The sequence below is a fragment of the Geobacter benzoatilyticus genome (genome assembly GCF_017338855.1).
Classification (GTDB): Bacteria; Desulfobacterota; Desulfuromonadia; order Geobacterales; family Geobacteraceae; genus Geobacter; species Geobacter benzoatilyticus.
In genome coordinates this window covers 1,215,098-1,234,438 of the sequence record NZ_CP071382.1, presented here as the reverse complement: position 1 = coordinate 1,234,438, position 19,341 = coordinate 1,215,098, and the positions used below count along the sequence as shown (strand labels likewise).

The window sequence follows — 19,341 nt, the reverse complement described above, 5'->3', positions numbered from 1 at the left end:
ATATGGCAATAGTGTTGTGCAAGAACGATCAAACGTTACCTAGCACATCATAAAACGGAGGATAGAAAGCTATGGGAAAGATGAGAGAGAATCCGCGTTACAATGTTATATCCATGAGAATCAGCGACGAAGAGCGTGACCAGCTCCAGCAGATCATGGATGCTACCCACAAGAGCGTTTCCGACATCATGCGTGAGGCGATGGCGGTCCTGGCTCTTAACATGGAAGCAAAAGATCAGCCTGCCCAGAAGCGGGCAGCTTAAAAAAAGGGTCGCGTAATGCGACCCTTTTTTTACATCCGAACAAGTGTGCCGCGGTTGGCACAGCGGCTAATCACCCTGTGCCAACCGCGGATTACTTCACCTTCCAGGTTGTGCCCTGGGGGGAATCAAGTAGCATAATCCCTTGGGCAGCAAGGTTATCGCGGATTTCGTCGGCACGCCGGAAGTCACGGGCCGCGCGGGCTGCAAGCCGTTCTGCGATAAGCCGCTCAATCTCCTCGGCGGCAATGGGAAGCTCCGCCGCCTTGCGGTTTTTGAGCCGCTCCGCAAAAGCATTGGGCTCGGACATGAAGAGGCCGAGTACCACCCCCACCTCCCTGATCCTGCTGCCGGCATCAATCAGAAGCTCACGATTTTCACCTCTGCCTTCCGCCAACACCCGGTTTGCCGAACGCACCAGATCAAAAACGAATCCCAGGGCCTGTGCCGTATTGAAGTCATCATCCATGGCTTCACGGAACCGGTCGGCAATGGTGGCCGTTTTCCCGGCCAGTTCCTCGTCAGCCTCCCCTTCCGCATTCTCCTCACCCTTTGCCGCTGCCTCGTCGATACCCGCAAGGGCGGCGTAAATCCGCTCAAGACCAGCTTCGGCCTCCCGCAGGTTCTGGTCCGAGAAGTCGATGGGGGAGCGGTAATGGGCCGAGAGGAGGAAGAAGCGGAGCACCTCGGCATCGTACTTCTCCAGCACCTCTTTGATGGTGAAAAAATTCCCCAGGGACTTGCTCATCTTCTCGGAGTTGATGTTCACGAAGCCGTTGTGGATCCAGTAGTTGGCGAAGGGCTTACCGTTGGCCGCCTCGGACTGGGCAATTTCGTTCTCGTGGTGGGGGAAGACGAGGTCCTTGCCGCCGCCATGGATATCAAAGGTTTCCCCCAGGTATTTCATGCTCATGGCCGAGCATTCGATGTGCCACCCCGGCCGTCCCTCTCCCCAGGGGGATTTCCAGAAGGGCTCCCCCGGCTTCGACCCCTTCCAAAGGGCGAAATCCATGGGGTGGCGCTTCTTCTCCCCCACCTCGATCCGGGCGCCGGCCTGCATTTCGTCCAGGTTCCGCTTGGAGAGTTTCAGGTAGGGATCGAACTTCTCCACACAGAAATAAACGTCGCCGTCCGCCGCATAGGCATAACCTTTATCAACGAGACGGCTGATAACATCGATCATCTCGGCGATGTGCTCCGTTGCCTTGGGCTGGTGGGAGGGGAGGTCAAGCCCCAGGGCCGCCATGTCCCGATCGAACTCGGCTATGAACCGCTCCGAGATGACGTTGTAGGGGACCCCCTCCTGATTGGCCCGGTTGATGATCTTGTCGTCCACGTCGGTGTAGTTGCGGACGTAGGTGACGTCATACCCCGCGTGGCGCAGGTAGCGGTAGATCATGTCGAAGACCACGTTGGCCCGGGCGTGGCCGATGTGGCAATGGTCGTAGACCGTTACCCCGCAGACATACATGGAGACCTTCCCCGGCACGAGGGGTTTGAATTCTTCCTTGGTTCCGGAAAGCGTATTGTAGACGCGCAATGTCATGCACTACCTCTTGAATTTATTTCTTGGTCCACGAATCCCGCAGGGTCACCGTCCGGTTGAAAACCGGCGCCCCCTCGGTTGAGTCCTTCAGGTCAACGCAGAAATACCCCTGGCGCTCGAACTGGAACCGGTCTTCGGCCCGGGCCGCCGCAAGGGACGGCTCCAGCCGGCAGTCGGCCAGAATCTCCATGGACGCAGGGTTTAGGAGTTCCTTCCAGTCGTCGCCGGAGGGGTTCGGGTCGGTGAAGAGCCGGTCGTAGAGGCGCACCTCTGCCGTCACGGCGTGGCGGGCCGACACCCAGTGGATGACCCCCTTCACCTTCCGGTCGGAGCCGGGGAGGCCGCTGCGGGTCTCCGGGTCGTAGGTACAGCGGACTGCGGTGACGGTGCCGTCGGCATCCTTCTCCACGCCGGTGCACTTCAGGATATAGGCTCCCCGCAGCCGGATCTCCTCGCCGGGAGACATGCGCTTGAATCCCTTGGGGGGCATTTCCGCAAAGTCGTCCCGCTCGATGAAAAGCTCACCGCAGAATGGGACGGAGCGGCTCCCCAGCTCCGGTTTCTGGGGATGGTACGGGATGGTAAGCTCCTCGGCCACCCCATCGGGGTAATTCTCGATGACGAGCCGCAGGGGTCTCAGCACCGCCATAACCCGGGGAGCCCGCTCGTTAAGGTCCTGACGGACGCTCTCCTCCAGGATGCTCATATCGATCCAGCTGTCGCTGCGTCCCACGCCTATGGTTTCGCAGAAGCTCCGAACCGCCTCGGGGGTGTATCCCCGCCGGCGGATTCCCATTATGGTCGGCATGCGCGGGTCGTCCCATCCGGAGACATCGCCATCCTTCACCAGTTGCAGGAGCTTGCGCTTGCTCATGACCGCATAGGTGAGGTTCAGCCGCGCAAATTCGTACTGCCTTGGCCGGTGCGGCACCGGCAGGTTGTCCAGGAACCACTCGTAAAGGGGCCTGTGACCCTCAAACTCAAGGGTGCAGATGGAATGGGTGATTCCCTCGATGGCATCCGACTGGCCATGGGCGTAATCATACATGGGATAGATGCGCCAGGCATCCCCCACATGGGGGTGGGTGGCATGGAGAATCCGGTACATGACCGGATCACGGAAATTCATGTTGGGTGAAGCCATGTCGATCTTCGCCCGGAGCACCTTCGCGCCGTCGGGAAATTCTCCGGCCCGCATCCGGCGGAAAAGGTCCAGATTCTCCTCCACGGAACGATTTCGCCAGGGGCTCTCTTTCCCCGGCTCGGTCAGGGTGCCGCGATAGGCGCGAATCTCGTCGGCCGCCAGGTCGTCCACGTAGGCCTTCCCCTGCTGGATCAGATACTCGGCCCACTGGTAGAGCTGCTCGAAATACTCCGAAGCGTAGTAGAGGTGGGACCCCCAGGAAAACCCGAGCCAGCGGACACTTTCCTTGATCGACTCGATGTACTCCGTGTCTTCCTTAACCGGGTTCGTGTCGTCGAAGCGCAGATGGCAACGGCCGCCAAACTCTTTGGCCAGCCCGAAGTTCAGACAGATGGACTTTGCATGCCCGATGTGGAGGTAGCCGTTGGGCTCCGGGGGAAAGCGGGTGACGATGGTTTCGTGCTTGCCGCTCTTCAGATCCTCCTGAACGATGGTGCGGAGGAAGTTTGCAGCTTGAGTCGTTTCGGTAGACATGAACGTAATCCTTTTGGACGTTATTTCAAGGGGGCACTATTTGCGTTCCATGAGCACCACCGCGTAGGCGGCAATCCCTTCGCCACGGCCGGCAAAGCCCAGTTGCTCCGTTGTGGTGGCCTTGACGTTCACGCGGTCCGGCTCCGCATCCAGATCCTTGGCAATGTTGGCCCGCATTTCAGCAATAAAGGGAGCCAGCTTGGGACGCTGGGCTACGATGGTGGCATCCACATTGCCAAGGAGGTACCCCTTCTGCTCGGCCAGGGCGAGCACGTGGCGCAGAAGTTTGCGGCTGTCGGCCCCCTTGTACTGGGGATCCGTATCGGGGAAATGCTTGCCGATGTCCCCCAGCGCCAATGCGCCGAGGATGGCATCTGCGATGGCGTGCAGAAGCACGTCGGCATCCGAATGCCCCAGGAGCCCCTTTTCATAAGGGACATCCACCCCCCCCAGGATCAGCTTCCTTCCCTCCACGAGGCAATGGACATCGTAACCGTGACCAATTCTCATTGCTGCTTCTCCTTTAAGAACGCTTCGGCCAGGACCATATCCTCCGGCGTCGTGATCTTGGCGTTGCGGTAGTCCCCCACTACAATCCGAACCGGACGGCCCAGCCGCTCCAGGAGCATTGAGTCATCGGTACCGAGAAACCGCTCGGCATCGGCAATTTCGTGGGCAGCCCGGATTACGCAGTAGCGGAAAGCCTGGGGAGTCTGGGCCAGCCAGAGGGTCTCCCGGGGGGGAGTTGCCGTTATCACGCCGTTTTCCACCACCTTGACCGTGTCCTTGGCCGGAACCGCCACCAGCGCTCCGTCGTTTTCCCGGGCCGCGGCGGTTGCCCGGCTCAGGATATCTTCCGAGACAAAGGGGCGGACCCCGTCGTGGATCAGAACGACGTCATCATCCGCCGCCACCCCTTCCATGGCCCGCAGGCCGTTCAGGACCGACTGCTGCCGCTCGGCCCCGCCCGGAACAATGCTCCGCACCTTCGAAAGGCCATACTGCTCCACCACCTGCTCGCGGCAGAAGGGAATCTCGTCCTGGGGAATCACCACGAAGATACCGCCCACCAGGGGAGAACGCTGGAAAACTTCCAGCGTTCGGGCAAGGATCGGCACCCCGTCAAGGAGCAGATACTGTTTGTTGATGGAGGCCCCCATCCGCTTGCCCATGCCGGCCGCCGGAATCAGGGCGAAAACAGCCATGTGTCAACCTCGCGACTAGCCGGCGCCCACGGGGCAACCGGCCGGAATTAACCGATTATACAAAAGGATAGGCAAAAGGCCAGACAAAAGTCACCCCGGTACGGCAAGGAAACTCAGTCGGTCAGGCTACGGAGGGCAGCGGCAATGAACGGGATATCGTCATCCTGGAGGGTGCGCACGTCAAGGAGGAAACGCCCCTTGTGAATGCGGCCGGCGACCGGACCCCCCCCCCCCCGGAGGCGGACTTCCATATCCTGGGGCGTAATCCCATCAATTTCCACTGCGATGAGGGTGGTTGGGAGTTCAAGAAGAGGGTAGGCTCCCCCCCCCACTTGGGAAATGCCGCCGGCGAGAGTGAGCCGGACAGACGGGGAAGATGCGCGGCGGATTCGCCGGGCGATGCTTCGAGCACGGGACTCCAGCTCGCCGGCCGACGCGGTGAGCATCCGCAGAGTCGGTATTTCCGCCAGGGCCTGCCGCTCGTCCCGGTAAAGGCGAAGCGTTCCCTCCAGGGCCGCCAGGGTCAGCTTGTCAATCCGCAACGCCCGCAGCAGCTGGTGTTTCTTCAGGGGGGCGATGAATTCCCTGCGGCCGACTATGATCCCCGCCTGGGGGCCGCCGAGGAGCTTGTCGCCGCTGAATGTGATGACATCGACACCGGCCCGGATGAATTCCTGAACCGTCGGCTCGCCGCAGATACCGAAAGGAGAGAGGTCAAGGAGGCAGCCGCTGCCGATGTCGGCCATGACCGGAACGGAATGCTCTCGGCCGATGGCCACAAGGTCGGCGGCGGTTACTTCGGCGGTGAAACCCACAACGGCAAAGTTGCTGGAATGAACCTTGAGGAGAAGAGCCGTTTCCGGCGTAATTGCCTGACGGTAATCGCGGGGGTGGGTCCGGTTGGTGGTCCCCACCTCGCGGAGGATGGCGCCACCCTGGCCCATAACATCGGGGATGCGGAAGGAACCGCCGATTTCCACCAACTCTCCCCGGGAAACAACGACTTCCTTACCGGCAGCCATGGCCGACAGGGCAAGGAGCACCGCAGCGGCGTTGTTGTTAACCACCAGGGCGGCCTCGGCGCCGGTCAACTCACAGAGAAGCCGCTCCACATGGCTGTACCGGCTCCCCCGTTCACCCTTCTCCAGGTCGAATTCCAGGTTTGAATACCCGTAGGCAATCTCGTCAAGGAGCGGTTTCACCCGTTTCGACAGCAGTGAGCGCCCCAGATTCGTGTGAATCACAACGCCGGTGCCGTTGACCACTCGCCTGAGACTGCAGGCGGTTGCACGGGCGACTTCCCGCTCGATTCCGGCAGTCACTGCACCTTCGTGGAGCTGCTCCTCCTGAAGCGTACCGGCACGGGCAGAGGCTCGCAGGCTGTCGAGAACGGCCCTGATGGCATCGAGTACGATCGGGCGGGGATGAAGGCCCAGGAGGGCCTTGATTCCATCCCGTTCGAGAATCCTGTCAACTTTGGGAATGCTTGCCAGAAGCGTCACGAAAGTGTCCTTTGCCTGGGAAAGTAGGCGGTTTGGAGCAAGAAACCTTCAGTAACAGATTGATGCAGGCCTGTCAAGGCTGCCAGGAGGGAGTGGAAGGTGAGATTTAGAGGTCGAGGTGAAGGGCCGCCGCCCGCTCCGCCGGTTTAAGGAGGGGCAATCCTTCACCGTCCTGCATGAGAACCTTGCCGCCGAACTCGGCGTTTTTCCGCACCAGGGTCTCGGCCTTGTTGGCGTCACGTTTCAGGAATGCATCGATGATTCTGTCATGCTCCTGCACCGATATTTTCATCCTGCCGGGGAAGCTGAGGGAAGCGTAGCGCATGCGCTGAAACCTGCGCACGAGATTTGAAACCAGTTCGTAGAGCTTTTCGTTGTCGGCTGCCTTGATGAAGATGTCGTGAAAGTCGCTGTGAATCCGAAAGAAGTTTTTTATATCGCCGATTTCTGCCAGGTGACGGAGCCGGTCATTGATGCTGCGAAGGCGTTCGATGTCCTTGTCGCTCAGTTTTTCACAGGCCCGGCGGGCTGCATACCCTTCCAGGATACTCTTGATGGCGTAGAACTCTTCCACATCCCTGGGGGAAAAAGAGGTGACCACGGCTCCCTTGCGGGGAATGACGGTGAGATATCCTTCCGATTCAAGCTGCCGGAATGCCTCGCGAATCGGTGTGCGGCTGATACCGAAACGCTCCGCCAGGTCGGGCTCGGCAACTTTTTCCCCAGCCTTGAGTGCGCCGGTCATTATGGCGTCGCGAATGGTTTCGAGTATCTTTTCCCTGAGAGTCAGGTGTTTTTCCAACGATTTTCTCATTAAATATCTCCACCCAAAGGGACTAGCTTATTGTATACAGTATACATAGATTGTCAAGCGGGAGTTGGCTTGTCCTAAAAAAAAGAAACTTATGGTTCGGGGCTCAGTTACGCTCTTGCCAAAAGGACGGCTCGGATAGTATTTTGTGGAGAGAAAGAGAGGCCATGGACCCCGTTCGTCACCTGAAAATTTCTGTCGCCATTCTGCTGCTCCTTGTCTCCATCGGGACCGTCGGCTATATGTCCATCGAGGGGTGGGTGTTTCTGGACGCCCTCTACATGACGGTCATAACCCTCGGCACGGTGGGGTTCAAAGAGATTCACGATCTGGGTGATGCCGGAAAAATCTTCACAATATGCCTGATTATTTTCGGGGTAAGCGTTCTGGGCTACATCGTGGGAAGCCTCGCCCAGATCATGTTCGAGGGGCAGATACAGCGGATCATCGGGAGGAAGAAGGTGGAACGAAAGATTGAAGCCCTGCAGGACCACTATATCATCTGTGGTTTTGGCAGGATCGGCGCCCTCATATGCAGGGAATTCGCGGCCAAGCCGATACCATTTCTGGTGATCGAGAAACATCCGGAAGTGCACGAGAAGCTGCACCAGGAAGAGTATCTGCACATCCGTGGCGATGCCGCCGAAGACGAAACGCTGCTGCGGGCAGGAATCAAGCGGGCGAAGGGATTGATCTCGGTGGTCACCTCAGACATGGAAAATGTCTACATAACACTCACGGCCAGGGGCCTCAATCCCGAGCTTTTCATTCTGGCCCGCTCCGGCGAGGAAGGGTCTGAACTGAAACTCAAGCGGGCCGGAGCCAACAAAGTAGTTTCTCCCTATATCATCGGCGGCAGCAGAATGGCCCAGGCGATACTGCGCCCCAACGTGGTGGACTTCATCGAGATTGCCACCGGCCGGGAGCACCTTGATCTGCAAATGGAAGAGATACTGGTCCCCGGAAAATCGGTTTTCATCGGCGAGAATCTGGTAACGGCCGGCTTCCGCAAAGAGACCGGGGTCATCATCGTGGGGATCAAGAAGGCCACGGGAAAGATGGTCTTCAACCCCAATCCCCACACTAAAATCGAGGCCCTCGACACCCTCATCGTCCTGGGCGAACCAGTGGCCATCACAAAACTTGAACAACTGGTAGCATGCAACTCCAGCACCGACACAATCATCAAAAATCACCGAAAAGAGCACCCCGATCATGAGTAATCACGTCTATGCCCACGTTCCATACCCGATGCTGGCGACCAACCTGCCGGTCATTGCCTCAAGGCGCATCAACCCGGAGATATTCTTCTCGGGCGAGACCCTCGACGCCCTCATCCCCGAAGAACTCGACGCAATTGCAGCACATCTGCGGCAGGCGGAACTTCGCTGCACCTTCCATGCACCGTTCATCGACCTGAACCCGGGGTCGGCGGAGCGACTCATCCGGGAAGCGACCATGCATCGTTTCGAACAGGTGCTGAATGCAGCGGAGATCCTCCGACCGGACGTCATCGTGTTCCATCCCGGATACGACCGGTGGCGCTACGGCGAAAATCAGGATACGTGGCTTGCCCACAGCATCGTCGCCTGGCGCCGGGTGCTGGAGCGGACGGAGTCGCTCGGCACCACCATAGCGGTGGAAAACATCTTCGAGGAGGAGCCTTCGACGCTGAAGGCGCTCCTTGAAGAAATCAACCATCCCCGCCTGCGGCACTGCTTCGACGTGGGGCACTGGAACCTGTTCAAAACGGTGGGGATGGAGGAGTGGTTCGCCGAGTTGGGGCAGTTCATTGCCGAAACCCACATCCACGACAATTTCGGCAAGCGGGACGACCACCTGCCGCTGGGCGAGGCAGACATCGACTTTGAACTCTTCTTTTCACTAATGGACCGCTATGCCCCGGGCGCAGCCTGGACCATCGAGGCCCACTGCCGCGACGCCCTCGACCGGGCGCTGGTTGCCATCGAGAAATACAGCAAGTGATCACGGCCCGCGCAGGCGGCCTTTTCATGGGACTGCCGAGTCTCTACAGGTAGGGCGAGAAGAGCTTGGCCACCCCGTCCCTCAGCTTTTCCGGCAGGGGCCGGCTATCCATTTCCGCAAGGGTTACTTCACGGGACCGGCCCAGCACCCCTGCCACATGCTTCGCAAGGGTGCCCGAAAATTCCCGGTCGTAGACCTCCAGATTCAGCTCGAAGTTGAGGCGCAGACTGCGGGGATCAAGGTTGGCGGAACCGATGAGGCTCCAGAGGCCATCCACGATGAAGAGCTTGGTGTGGACGAAGGGAGGAGGCTGGTAAAAAACCCGTATCCCCTGCTGGAGAAGCTCCCAGAGGTAGGAACGGGAAGCCCAGTTCACAAAGGGAAGATTATTCTTGCCGGGGAGAATCAGGGTCACTTCCACGCCGCGCAGGGCCGTAGTGACAAGTGCTGCCACCAGCGCACGGTCGGGGATGAAATAGGGGGTCATGATCTGCACGCTGCGGGTTGCGCAGGAGAGAGCCCCCATGAGGATCAGGAACAGTTTGCGGAATTCCTTGTCCGGACCGTCGCCAATGGCCCGGACGATGGCGCGTCCCGCAGGAGCGACCACGGGAAAGTGGTGCTTGCTGTCAAGGAGTTCCCCGGACACGAAGTACCAGTCCTCGAGGAAAATCTGCTGAAGCTCGCCTACCACCGGCCCTTCCACCGAAAAGTGCAGATCTTTCACCACCGACGGAACCGGCCGCTCCACGAGATGCCGGTCGCCAATGTTCATTCCCCCCGCAAAAGCCCTTTCGCCGTCGATTATCAGCATCTTCCGGTGATTGCGAAGATTCATGTAGACGCCCTGCCTCAACGGCAGGAAACGGGCGACCTGAATCCCCGTCCCCTCCATGAGGGTCCGTGCCCGCGGCAGGGAATACTTCTCGCCGAGGCCATCGATGATAACCCGCACATCAACTCCCCGCGCCACGGCATCGGCCAGTACTCCCATGAATCGGCGCCCCGCATCGTCGGAATCGAAGATATAGGTGGAAAGATGAACCGACCGACGGGCGCCGGCAATGGCCTCGATCATTGCGGGATAGGCCTCTTCGCCGTTTTCCAGGGGGACAATGCGGTTTCCCGTCACCAGCGGGATGCTCACGACCCGATCGGACAGCCGCCGGAGTTCGCTCAGGTACTCGGCGCCGGGAGGAAGGGCCGTGGCGGTGCTTTGGTCGATTTCGGAATTGAAGAGTTCGGGGTCCGACAGGCGTCGGCCGCTTTCCAGCCAGGTGCGGGCCCGGCGGGAAATCCGGTTGACCCCCATGCTCCAGTAGAAGAGGGGGCCCATGAGGGGAATCGTGAGGCATATGACGATCCACCCCAGGGCGGAACGGGGATCGCGCTTGAACACCAGGGAGTGCCCTGCCGAAAGAAGCGAGAGCGCAACAAGGGCAGCTACCCCTATGACAACGGCAAAATCATCAATCACATCAGCTCCCGGATGCCCCCTGAATCACCTTAAGATGGTAGCCTATCCCCAGGCCAAGTCAAATAACCGTTCGATTTATTGAGTTTTACATCGAGAACCACTATACTTACCAACCATGCAGCAGTAAAAAGGAATTTTTGTGACCAGAGCCAATCCGCGCCAAACGGCGCTCGACATCCTCATGCGGGTCGAACGCGACCGGGCCTTTGCCGAACCCATTCTTGACCGGGAGCTTTCCCGGGGAACCCTTGCGGGGCCCGACCGGGGCCTCCTCACCGAGCTGGTCTACGGGGTGCTCCGCCGCCAGGGGACCCTCGACTTCCTGGTGGATGCCTTTGCCGCCAACCGGAGCACCAGGCTCGAACGGGCCGTTCTGGTGATTCTCCGCCTCGGTCTTTACCAGCTCTTCTTCCTGGATCGAATCCCCGTTTCGGCCGCAGTGAACGAATCGGTAAATCTCGCCAAGGCTGCGGCTCCCAGGGCTGCGGGATTCGTTAACGCTATACTCCGGCGGGCCGACCGGGAGCGGCAATCTCTTTCCTGGCCCGACCGGGAGAATGATCCCGTCGCGTACATTGCAGCGCGCCACTCCCATCCCCGCTGGCTCGTGGAGCGGTGGATCGAGCAGCTCGGCGTCCCGGAAGCGGAAGAGCTTGCCGCCTCCATGTCGGAGCAGGCCCCCCTGACCATCAGAGTCAACACCCTGAAAACCACCCGCGAGACCCTCATGGCGGAGTTTGCCGCCGCCGGAATCGCTGCGGAGCCCACCTCCTGGGCGCCCCACGGAGTGCGCATCATCTCAAAGGCAGCCGTCACCGCTCTTCCCGGCTTTTCCGGGGGACTATTCGCCGTGCAAGACGAATCTTCGCAACTGGCGGCGCTTTTTCTCGATCCGAAGCCCGGCGAGAGTATTCTCGACGCCTGCGCCGCCCCCGGAGGCAAAGCCACCTACCTGGCCCAGCTCATGGAGAACCAGGGGGAAGTCCTGGCCTGCGACATCTCGGCGAAGAAGCTCCGCCTGGTGGCGGAGGCGGCAACACGGCTCGGCATCGGCATCATCCGCACCATTGCCGCAGATGCCGCCAAACCCGATGTGATTCCCGACGAATCCGTCTTCGACCGGATACTGCTCGATGCCCCCTGTTCAGGGCTTGGCGTCATCCGGCGAAACCCGGAAGGAAAGTGGTGGAAGACTCCGGAGGATGTGGCCAGGCTCGCCGCCACCCAGCGGAACATTCTCGACGCCCTTGCCCCGCGACTTCGGACCGGCGGGGTAATCCTCTACTCCACCTGCTCCACCATGGAGGCCGAAAACGAGGGCATAATCGATGATTTCCTTTCCAGAAACGGGGGTTTTGTGTTAGAAGACTTAAATGCCTTGTATCCCGATGCAGCGGGACTTTTCACCAGCCGTGGAGTTTTCCGGAGTTGGCCCCACCGTCACAGCATGGACGGATTTTTCGCAGCCCGGCTGAGAAAATGCCTGTAATGGAGGATTTAATGAAGAAGATTGCCCCGTCCATCCTCTCCGCCGATTTTTCCCGGCTTGGCGACGAGGTCAGGGCTGTGGCTGCCGCCGGAGCCGACTATATACATATTGACGTCATGGATGGACACTTTGTCCCCAACATCACTATCGGGCCGCTGGTTGTGGATGCAGTCCGGAAGGTGACTACGCTCCCCCTCGACGTCCATCTCATGATTGAAAACCCCGACCGCTACATCCCCGATTTCGCCAAGGCCGGCGCCGACATAATCGTCATCCACGCCGAAGCGTCGGTCCATCTGCACCGCACCATCCAGCTCATCAAATCCTTGGGGAAAAAGGCGGGGGTATCCCTCAACCCGGCCACTCCGCTCTCGGCCCTGGAGTATGTCCTCGACGAACTGGATCTCGTCCTTCTCATGACCGTCAACCCCGGATTCGGCGGCCAGTCGTTCATTGAAGCCTGCCTGCCGAAGATCCATGCCCTGCGGGCCATGCTCGACCGGCGGGGATGCGATGCCGAACTGGAAGTGGATGGGGGTGTGAAGATCGACAACATCGACCGGGTCGCCCACGCCGGAGCCGACGTCTTTGTTGCCGGAAGCGCCGTTTTCGGAAGCGATAATTACGAAGCCACCATAAAAGAGTTAAAGCGCCGAGCAAAAGAGCCGATATTGTAAATACACTCTATGCGCAACATCATTCGACTGACATGACATTGACAGCCCTGGTCATAGACGATTCCGAAACCTTGAGAGCGGAGATTCTCCAGATCTTGAAGGAGGCATCCCTATTTGACTCCTACCTGGAGGCCTGCGACGGACTCGAAGGATTCAAAGTCCTTCTCAACAACCGGGTGGACCTGGTTCTCTGCGACCTGGAAATGCCGAGGATGGACGGTTTCCGTTTTCTTGCCATGATGCGGGCGCGGGAAGAATTTCAGGACGTGCCGGTCATCATCCTGACTGGCCGCGAAGACAGGGATACAAAGATCAGGGGTCTTGAGCAGGGGGCTTCCGATTACCTTACCAAGCCCTTCGATGCGGGCGAACTGGTGGCCAGGGTCCGTGTCCAGCTCAAGGTGAAATCGCTCCAGGATGAGCTGAAGCGCTCCAACGACATGCTGAGGACCCTCTCCATCACCGACCCCCTCACCCATCTCCATAACCGCCGCCACCTCATGGAGATGGTGGAGAAGGAGTTCCAGCGGGCTTCACGCAAAGGGGCGCATCTTTCCCTCATCATCCTCGACATAGACTATTTCAAGAAAGTCAATGATACCTACGGGCACCAGGAAGGGGACCGCGTCCTAACGATTCTTGCCGACATCGTCCGGCGGCGGCTCAGAAGCTACGACCTTGCGGCCCGCTACGGAGGGGAAGAGTTCGTGCTGCTGCTGCCGGAAACTCCCGTCCATGAAGCCCTGCCTATCGCCGAGCGGCTGCGGCTTGAAGTCCAGGAACACATCTTCGACGGAAGCCTCCAGGGGCAGGTCATAACCATCAGTCTCGGTGTAGCAACGTACCCGTCACCACGCATTGAGAGCATCGATTCGCTCTTCAGGCAGGCCGACGAGGCCCTCTACCGGGCGAAGCAAAGCGGCCGAAACCGCGTGGAGCTCATGGCCGGGGTGAGCCCCGCAAAATCAGAGCATTCCGAAGTCTAGCCGCGCTGCGCCTCGCCAGATTCACTTCCCCCCATAATCCGCTCATAAATCCGCCGTACCGCTTCGGTGATTTCCTCATACTCCCGCATGAGAAAGTCGCCGGGATGCCGCAATTTAGGATCATAGCCCAGTCGTCGCGCCAGCTTGTCCAGATATTCCCGGGGCCCTCCCAGATCGTTTATGGAATAGTCATGAATGAGGCGGAGCCGGTTCTCCAGGCGACGGAGAAACTTGTACCCCGCCTGGAGCGCCGTGGAGTCATCTCCGGTAAGCACGCCACAATGCCGCATCGCCTTAAGGGCCAGAAGCGTGTTGGTGCTCCGTATCTCGGGGAGGTTCACGCCGTGGCATAACTGGAGGTACTGGACCATGAACTCGATGTCCACAATCCCCCCCCGGCCGGTCTTGATGTTGTAGCTTCCCTCAGTCTCCTTGGCCAGCTCAACCTCCATGCGAGTCCGCAGGCGGTGGATCTCCTGGCGCACCGGTTCTTCGGCCCCGGAGCCGTAGACCGTTTCCCTCATCACCTCTTCAATCTGCCGCCGCAGCCGCTCGTCGCCGAACACCACCCGCGCCTTGGTCAGGGCCTGGCGCTCCCAGATCTGGGCTTCCTCCCGGTGGTAGTTCCGGAACGATTCCAGGGACGTGACCAGGGGGCCGGCGTTCCCGGAAGGGCGGAGCCGGGTGTCAATCTTGTACACGTACCCCTCCCTGGTGGGGGTGGTGAGGATGGAAATAATCTTTTGCCCCAGCTTGGCGAAGTACTCCCGGTTGGATATCTGTTTATCCCCTCCGTGGGTTTCCCCCTGCTCATCGTAGATATAGATGATGTCCAGGTCCGAGTGGTAGTTCAGCTCGTTGCCCCCCATCTTTCCCATGGCCACCACGGCAAAGTGGGCCTGGCGGAGATCGCCGTCGCTGTCCAGGTACATGGGTTTGCCGAAGCGGGCCAGCTCCTTCTTGGCCATGCGGCAGGCGGCGGTGAGACAGACCTCGGCAAGTCCGGTCAACTGATAGGTCAGCTCCGACTGGCCAAGCTTCCCGTAGATGTCATTCAGTCCGATGCGGAGGAATTCTTCATTGCGGTAGCGACGCAGGATGTCGAGGCGCTCCTCGTAATCTTCCGCGGCGGCAAGCATTCCCTCCAGCTCACCCTCCATAGCTTCTCGGTGCTTGAGGTATGAGGCGCCCGTCCTGGAGACAAGGCTGTCCAGCAGTTCCGGATGACCTATGAAGATCTTCGTCAGCAGCTCCGAGGTGGCAAAGAGGGTCACCAGGAGCTTGAGAATCTCGCGGTTCTCCGCCAGAAGCGCATAGAAGGAAGAGCGGGAGCCCACGGCGCAGAGGAATCGCTCCAGATTATTGAGCGCCATGTCCGGGTCGGGGGAGGCGAAAATCTCCTGGAGGAGAAGGGGCGAGATCTGCTCCAGGAGCCGCCGTGACCGCTCGGTCAGGTGGGCGCGGGGGGGACCGTCGCGCAGGAGGAGCAGGTTCGCGTAGGCGGCATCCACGTTCTCGAAGCGCCGCTCGGCCAGCATATCCTTGATGAGGTCGGGGTCGGCGCTGTGATCGAAGAAGAAATAAGTCTCCGGCCGCACCTCCTCCTTGAGCTTCTCATCCCGGGACAGAAACAGGCCGCCGTAAATGGAGGAAATCCGCCCCCGGTGATGCTCCAGTACTTCCCGGAATCTTTCCAGTCCGTCTTTGCGCAGATAACCGCAGCGCCGGGCCAGGGCCAGCATCTCGTCGTCCTTTTTGGGAAGAGAGTGGGTCTGGCGCTCCTGGACCACCTGAATCCGGTGCTCAACGGTGCGGAGAAACCGGTAGGCATCGGCCAGGGCCCCGGCGTCCTCTTCGGCGATGATGCGCCCGTCGCAAAGGGTTTCCAGGGCCTTGAGGGAGTTCCGCTCCCGCAGGGCAGGATTTTTGCCGGCATAAACCAGTTGCAGGGCCTGGATGAAGAATTCGATTTCGCGGATTCCCCCCCGCCCCAGCTTGATATTCAGCTCCCCCTCCTGCTGCCGGGCCAGGGATGCATCGATCTTTTTCTTCATGGACATCATATCCTCGATCAGATTGTAATCGAGGTACTTGCGGTAGATAAACGGCTCGATGGCAGCAAGAATCCTGTTCCCCAAGTCGATGGAGCCGGCCACGGGACGGGCCTTGAGCATGGCGGCCCGCTCCCACGACTGGCCCCAGTATTCGTAGTAGGTGACCGCCGAGTGAAACGAACAGGCCATGTCCCCGCTCTTCCCCTCCGGCCGCAGACCCATATCCACCCGAAAAACGAAACCGTCGGCCGTCACCTGGGAAACCGCCTTGCTGATCATCTCCCCCAGCTTCACGAAGAAGGCATGGAGCGGGATTTTCCCCTGCATCCCCCCTCGGCCGTCGGGTATTCCTGCCGTTTCACCCTGATCCGACGAGTAAAAGTAGATAAGATCTATATCCGAAGAAAAATTCAGCTCCCGTCCGCCGAATTTCCCCATCCCAAGGATGGTGAATTCAGCCTCCCGGGGGCCGTTGGGTGTCTCCATGAGGGGAGCGCCGTGTTCGTCAACAAGCTTGCGCCGGGCCACGTCGTGGGCCACCTGGAGCGTTGCCGCAGCCAGGGCCGACAGCTCTGCGGTAACCTCCTCCAGGGTAGCGGCACCGGTCAGGTCACGGGCGGCAATCCGGAGGATCTCCATGAACTTGAACCGGCGCAGAAGCGGGAAGAGGATGGTGTAATCGGTCTCCTTCGGCACCAGGGAGCGGAGCTGGGTCAGCATCCCGGTCTCGCTCCGGCCGGTCTCAATCCCTTTTGCCGCGAATACTTGATGAAAGAAGGAGGGGTCGCGGCTGAGGATGTTAACCAGGAAGGGGGAGGAACCGCAGATTGTGAGCAGTTGGAGCAGGGACTCCTTCCGCGTGCAAACGGCAAGAATTTCGTCTCTATCCGCAACGCCGCTCACCCGCTCCAGGCCGTTCAGGGCCATGTCCGGCTGCGGCGCGGCAAGGGAGGCGACGGCAACATCGATTACGAGGCTGTCGGGAAAGACGTGCTGGAGCAGGCGGAGATTCGTGGCGGAGCGGGCGGCATAGACGAATCCCTGCTCCTCCAGCAGCTCCACCAGGGCCTGATCGTTGTCGATATCGGGGGAGGTGCCGATGGCATCCTCCAGGCGGCAGGCAAAGGAGTCGGCGTGGGTCATGGCGTCACGAGGTCTTTGAGCTTCTTGGAGTAATCACCGGTAACCACCCCCTTTTCGGTGATAATTCCGGCGATGTAGCGGGCCGGGGTCACGTCAAAGGCGGGATTGCGGACGGCGATACCTTCCGGCGCCACGGGAAGCCCCTGGAGGTGGGTCACCTCACGGGAGTGGCGCTCCTCGATGGGGATCTGTTCGCCGTTTTCCAGGGACAGGTCGAGGGTGGAAATTGGGGCAGCCACATAGAAAGGTATGTTGTTTTCCCTGGCTAGGACCGCCACGCTGTAGGTGCCGATCTTGTTGGCCGTGTCCCCGTTGGCGGCGATCCGGTCGGCTCCCACCACGCAGCAGGTGATCTCGCCCCGATTCATGAAAAAGCCGGCCATGTTGTCGGAGATGAGGGTAACGGGAATGCCGTCCTTCATGAGCTCCCACGCCGTGAGCCGCGCCCCCTGGAGCCAGGGACGGGTCTCATCGGCAAAGACCTGGATGTTCTTTCCGGCCTCGTGGGCCGCCCGGATTACCCCCAGGGCCGTGCCGTAGCCGGCCGTGGCGAGGCCGCCGGCGTTGCAGTGGGTAAGGACCGTGGCCCCTTCCGGTATCAGTGCCGCGCCGTGGCGGCCGATGGCCTTGCAGATCGCCAGGTCTTCCTGTTCAATCCGGATTGCCTCGACTTTCAGAATCTCGCGCAGCTCATCCAGGGATTTGTCGCAACTACAAACTGCCACCCGTTTCATCCGCTCGATGGCCCAGAAGAGGTTCACCGCCGTGGGGCGGGTGCGGGCCATGACATCGCAGACGTTGTCCAACTGCCGCAGAAACGACTCCTGGGTGTCGGCGATGATCTCCCTGGCCCCCAGTGCCACCCCCATGGCAGCAGCCACCCCGATGGCCGGGGCCCCGCGGATAATCATCCCCCGGATCGCCTCGGCCACGCTCTTGTAGTCGCCGTACTCGCAGTAGACCTCCTCGCCCGGAAGCCGGGTCTGGTCGATCATCACCACCTTATCGTCGCGCCACTCTATGGTTCTGAAGGACATGACTACTCTCCCTTGAGCTTCTTCATCAGCAGCTCGTTCACCACCGCCGGATTGGCCTTCCCCTTGGAGGCCCGCATCACCTGACCCACGAAGAAGCCGAAGACCTTCTCTTTGCCGCCCCGGAACTCCTCCACCTGCCCCATGTTGGCGGCCATGATCTCGTCGATGATCTTCTCGATGGCGCCGGTGTCCGATACCTGGACGAGTCCTTTTTCCTCCACGATGGCCTCCGGGGCCTTGTCGCTCTGCCACATCTCGTCAAAGACGGTCTTGGCGATCTTGCCGGAGATGGTCCCCTTTTCGATCAGGTGCAGCAGCGCCGTGAGCCGCTCCGGCGTGACGGGGCACTCCCCGATTCCCTTCCCCGCCTCGTTCAGTGCCCGGGTCACCTCTCCCATCACCCAGTTGGCAGCCCCCTTGGCCGGGGCGCCGAGGGCCACGCACGCCTCGAAGTACTCGGCCATCTCACGGGTGGCGGTCAGGACTTCGGCGTCGTAGTCGGAAAGCCCCAGCTCGGCGCGGTAGCGATTTCTCCGCGCCTCGGGAAGCTCGGGAAGCGTGAGACGCGCATCTTCGACCCAGTCGTTGGAGATAACGAGGGGCACCAGATCCGGATCTGGGAAGTAACGGTAGTCGTGGGCCTCCTCCTTGCCGCGCATGGAGCGGGTCTCGCCGCTTTCCGGGTTGAAGAGGCGGGTCTCCTGAACCACCTTCCCCCCCTCTTCGATCAGCTCGATCTGGCGTTCGATCTCGTACTCGATGGCCTGCTTCACGAAGCGGAAGGAGTTGACGTTCTTGGTCTCGGTGCGGGTGCCGAAGGTTGTGGAACCCACCGGCATCACCGACACGTTGGCGTCGCAGCGGAAGCTCCCCTCCTCCATGTTGCCGTCGCAGATGCCGAGGTAGACCACGATCTGGTGGAGCTTCTTCAGGTAAGCCACCGCCTCGTCGGCGCTGCGGATATCCGGCTCCGAGACGATCTCCAGGAGCGGCGTACAGGCCCGGTTCAGGTCCACGCCGGAACCGCTCCCCAGGCCGGGGATGTCGCTGTGGACCAGCTTTCCGGCATCCTCCTCCATGTGGATGCGGGTGATGCCTATCCGCTTCGTTTCCCCCTCCACCTCGATATCTAGGTGGCCGTTCTGGCAGATGGGGAGCTCGAACTGGCTGATCTGGTACCCCTTGGGGAGGTCCGGGTAGAAGTAGTTCTTCCGGGCGAAGACCGAGCGCGGTGCGATCCGGCAGTTGGTGGCGAGACCGGCCTTTATGGCGAACTCGACAACCTTCCTGTTGAGGACGGGAAGGGCGCCGGGCATCCCGAGGCAGACCGGGCAGGTCTGGGAGTTGGGGCTGGCGCCGAACTGGGTGGAGCAGCCGCAGAAGATCTTGGTGTCGGTCTTCAGCTGGACGTGGACTTCAAGGCCGATGACGGCTTGGTAGTTCATGGATATCTCCGGATGATAACGTAGGGGCGATCCTTGTGATCGCCC

At 60.3% G+C, this 19,341-nt stretch carries 16 protein-coding genes; 6 read left to right on the top strand and 10 right to left on the bottom strand.

Annotation, left to right across the window (positions count from 1 at the left end; all coding sequences use genetic code 11):
- The first annotated feature begins 71 nt into the window (after nucleotides 1–71).
- On the top strand, nucleotides 72–263 hold the full coding sequence (locus JZM60_RS05840) for a ribbon-helix-helix protein, CopG family (RefSeq protein WP_207164570.1): 192 nt from the start codon (nucleotides 72–74) through the stop codon (nucleotides 261–263).
- Nucleotides 264–354: 91 nt separating this feature from the next.
- On the opposite strand, the gene cysS is transcribed toward JZM60_RS05840, so the two are convergent.
- The 6 genes from cysS to JZM60_RS05810 all read right to left on the bottom strand — a co-directional run bounded on the left by cysS (nucleotide 355) and on the right by JZM60_RS05810 (nucleotide 7,005).
- Nucleotides 355–1,806 carry a cysteine--tRNA ligase gene (gene cysS / locus JZM60_RS05835; RefSeq protein ID WP_207164569.1) on the bottom strand — a complete coding sequence of 484 codons (1,452 nt, stop codon included), beginning with the start codon at nucleotides 1,804–1,806 and terminating at the stop codon, nucleotides 355–357.
- 16 nt (nucleotides 1,807–1,822) lie between these two features.
- Nucleotides 1,823–3,484: a glutamine--tRNA ligase/YqeY domain fusion protein gene (locus tag JZM60_RS05830; RefSeq protein WP_207164568.1), complete on the bottom strand. Its 1,662-nt coding sequence runs from the start codon at nucleotides 3,482–3,484 to the stop codon at nucleotides 1,823–1,825.
- A 36-nt stretch (nucleotides 3,485–3,520) separates the two neighbouring features.
- Nucleotides 3,521–3,994, bottom strand: coding sequence for a 2-C-methyl-D-erythritol 2,4-cyclodiphosphate synthase (gene ispF, locus JZM60_RS05825; RefSeq protein ID WP_207164567.1), 474 nt, complete (start codon nucleotides 3,992–3,994; stop codon nucleotides 3,521–3,523).
- Nucleotides 3,991–4,689, bottom strand: coding sequence for a 2-C-methyl-D-erythritol 4-phosphate cytidylyltransferase (gene ispD / locus JZM60_RS05820; protein ID WP_207164566.1), 699 nt, complete (start codon nucleotides 4,687–4,689; stop codon nucleotides 3,991–3,993). Before ispD ends, ispF begins: the two co-directional genes overlap by 4 nt.
- A 113-nt stretch (nucleotides 4,690–4,802) precedes the next feature.
- A complete protein-coding gene (selA, locus tag JZM60_RS05815; protein WP_207164565.1) occupies nucleotides 4,803–6,191 on the bottom strand; it encodes an L-seryl-tRNA(Sec) selenium transferase in 1,389 nt (462 codons plus the stop codon).
- Between the two features lie 106 nt (nucleotides 6,192–6,297).
- Nucleotides 6,298–7,005, bottom strand: coding sequence for a GntR family transcriptional regulator (locus tag JZM60_RS05810; RefSeq protein WP_207164564.1), 708 nt, complete (start codon nucleotides 7,003–7,005; stop codon nucleotides 6,298–6,300).
- Between the two features lie 164 nt (nucleotides 7,006–7,169).
- On the opposite strand from JZM60_RS05810, the gene JZM60_RS05805 reads away from it, so the two are divergent.
- Both JZM60_RS05805 and JZM60_RS05800 read left to right on the top strand, forming a co-directional pair.
- Nucleotides 7,170–8,225, top strand: coding sequence for a potassium channel family protein (locus tag JZM60_RS05805; RefSeq protein WP_207164563.1), 1,056 nt, complete (start codon nucleotides 7,170–7,172; stop codon nucleotides 8,223–8,225).
- Entirely contained in the window at nucleotides 8,218–8,988 is a 771-nt protein-coding gene (locus JZM60_RS05800; protein ID WP_207164562.1) for a sugar phosphate isomerase/epimerase family protein, read from the top strand. Before JZM60_RS05805 ends, JZM60_RS05800 begins: the two co-directional genes overlap by 8 nt.
- A 43-nt stretch (nucleotides 8,989–9,031) precedes the next feature.
- Here JZM60_RS05800 and cls read toward each other — a convergent pair whose 3' ends face one another.
- Complete coding sequence (gene cls / locus JZM60_RS05795; RefSeq protein WP_420907835.1) at nucleotides 9,032–10,462, bottom strand: cardiolipin synthase; 1,431 nt, start codon at nucleotides 10,460–10,462, stop codon at nucleotides 9,032–9,034.
- 142 nt (nucleotides 10,463–10,604) lie between these two features.
- Between cls and rsmB the strand changes: the two genes are divergently transcribed.
- From rsmB to JZM60_RS05780, 3 genes are read left to right on the top strand one after another with little or no spacing between them, the layout of a single operon-like run.
- Nucleotides 10,605–11,954, top strand: coding sequence for a 16S rRNA (cytosine(967)-C(5))-methyltransferase RsmB (rsmB, locus tag JZM60_RS05790; protein WP_207164560.1), 1,350 nt, complete (start codon nucleotides 10,605–10,607; stop codon nucleotides 11,952–11,954).
- Between the two features lie 11 nt (nucleotides 11,955–11,965).
- Nucleotides 11,966–12,631 (top strand): ribulose-phosphate 3-epimerase, encoded by a 666-nt coding sequence (gene rpe, locus JZM60_RS05785; RefSeq protein WP_207164559.1) that lies wholly within the window; start codon nucleotides 11,966–11,968, stop codon nucleotides 12,629–12,631.
- A gap of 32 nt (nucleotides 12,632–12,663) precedes the next feature.
- The gene (locus JZM60_RS05780; RefSeq protein ID WP_207164558.1) at nucleotides 12,664–13,617 is read left to right on the top strand and encodes a diguanylate cyclase; all 954 of its coding nucleotides are present in this window, start codon (nucleotides 12,664–12,666) and stop codon (nucleotides 13,615–13,617) included.
- On the opposite strand, the gene glnE is transcribed toward JZM60_RS05780, so the two are convergent.
- From glnE to gatB, 3 genes are read right to left on the bottom strand one after another with little or no spacing between them, the layout of a single operon-like run.
- Nucleotides 13,614–16,814, bottom strand: coding sequence for a bifunctional [glutamate--ammonia ligase]-adenylyl-L-tyrosine phosphorylase/[glutamate--ammonia-ligase] adenylyltransferase (gene glnE, locus JZM60_RS05775; RefSeq protein ID WP_207164557.1), 3,201 nt, complete (start codon nucleotides 16,812–16,814; stop codon nucleotides 13,614–13,616). The genes JZM60_RS05780 and glnE overlap by 4 nt on opposite strands.
- Nucleotides 16,811–17,851: an S-methyl-5-thioribose-1-phosphate isomerase gene (gene mtnA / locus JZM60_RS05770; RefSeq protein WP_207164556.1), complete on the bottom strand. Its 1,041-nt coding sequence runs from the start codon at nucleotides 17,849–17,851 to the stop codon at nucleotides 16,811–16,813. The genes glnE and mtnA overlap by 4 nt, the downstream gene beginning before the upstream one ends.
- Nucleotides 17,852–17,853: 2 nt before the next feature.
- Nucleotides 17,854–19,296, bottom strand: a complete 1,443-nt coding sequence (gatB, locus tag JZM60_RS05765) for an Asp-tRNA(Asn)/Glu-tRNA(Gln) amidotransferase subunit GatB (protein ID WP_207164555.1) — start codon at nucleotides 19,294–19,296, stop codon at nucleotides 17,854–17,856.
- Nucleotides 19,297–19,341 lie beyond the last annotated feature (45 nt).

Excerpts from the sequence above, each read along its gene's own strand:
- gatB (WP_207164555.1), bottom strand. The coding sequence starts at position 19,296 with ATGAACTACCAAGCCGTCATCGGCCTTGAAGTCCACGTCCAGCTGAAG.
- ispD (WP_207164566.1), bottom strand. The coding sequence starts at position 4,689 with ATGGCTGTTTTCGCCCTGATTCCGGCGGCCGGCATGGGCAAGCGGATG.
- rpe (WP_207164559.1), top strand. The coding sequence starts at position 11,966 with ATGAAGAAGATTGCCCCGTCCATCCTCTCCGCCGATTTTTCCCGGCTT.
- cysS (WP_207164569.1), bottom strand. The coding sequence starts at position 1,806 with ATGACATTGCGCGTCTACAATACGCTTTCCGGAACCAAGGAAGAATTC.
- glnE (WP_207164557.1), bottom strand. The coding sequence starts at position 16,814 with ATGACCCACGCCGACTCCTTTGCCTGCCGCCTGGAGGATGCCATCGGC.
- JZM60_RS05830 (WP_207164568.1), bottom strand. The coding sequence starts at position 3,484 with ATGTCTACCGAAACGACTCAAGCTGCAAACTTCCTCCGCACCATCGTT.
- JZM60_RS05805 (WP_207164563.1), top strand. The coding sequence starts at position 7,170 with ATGGACCCCGTTCGTCACCTGAAAATTTCTGTCGCCATTCTGCTGCTC.
- JZM60_RS05840 (WP_207164570.1), top strand. The coding sequence starts at position 72 with ATGGGAAAGATGAGAGAGAATCCGCGTTACAATGTTATATCCATGAGA.
- JZM60_RS05810 (WP_207164564.1), bottom strand. The coding sequence starts at position 7,005 with ATGAGAAAATCGTTGGAAAAACACCTGACTCTCAGGGAAAAGATACTC.
- JZM60_RS05800 (WP_207164562.1), top strand. The coding sequence starts at position 8,218 with ATGAGTAATCACGTCTATGCCCACGTTCCATACCCGATGCTGGCGACC.
- JZM60_RS05780 (WP_207164558.1), top strand. The coding sequence starts at position 12,664 with ATGACATTGACAGCCCTGGTCATAGACGATTCCGAAACCTTGAGAGCG.
- mtnA (WP_207164556.1), bottom strand. The coding sequence starts at position 17,851 with ATGTCCTTCAGAACCATAGAGTGGCGCGACGATAAGGTGGTGATGATC.
- ispF (WP_207164567.1), bottom strand. The coding sequence starts at position 3,994 with ATGAGAATTGGTCACGGTTACGATGTCCATTGCCTCGTGGAGGGAAGG.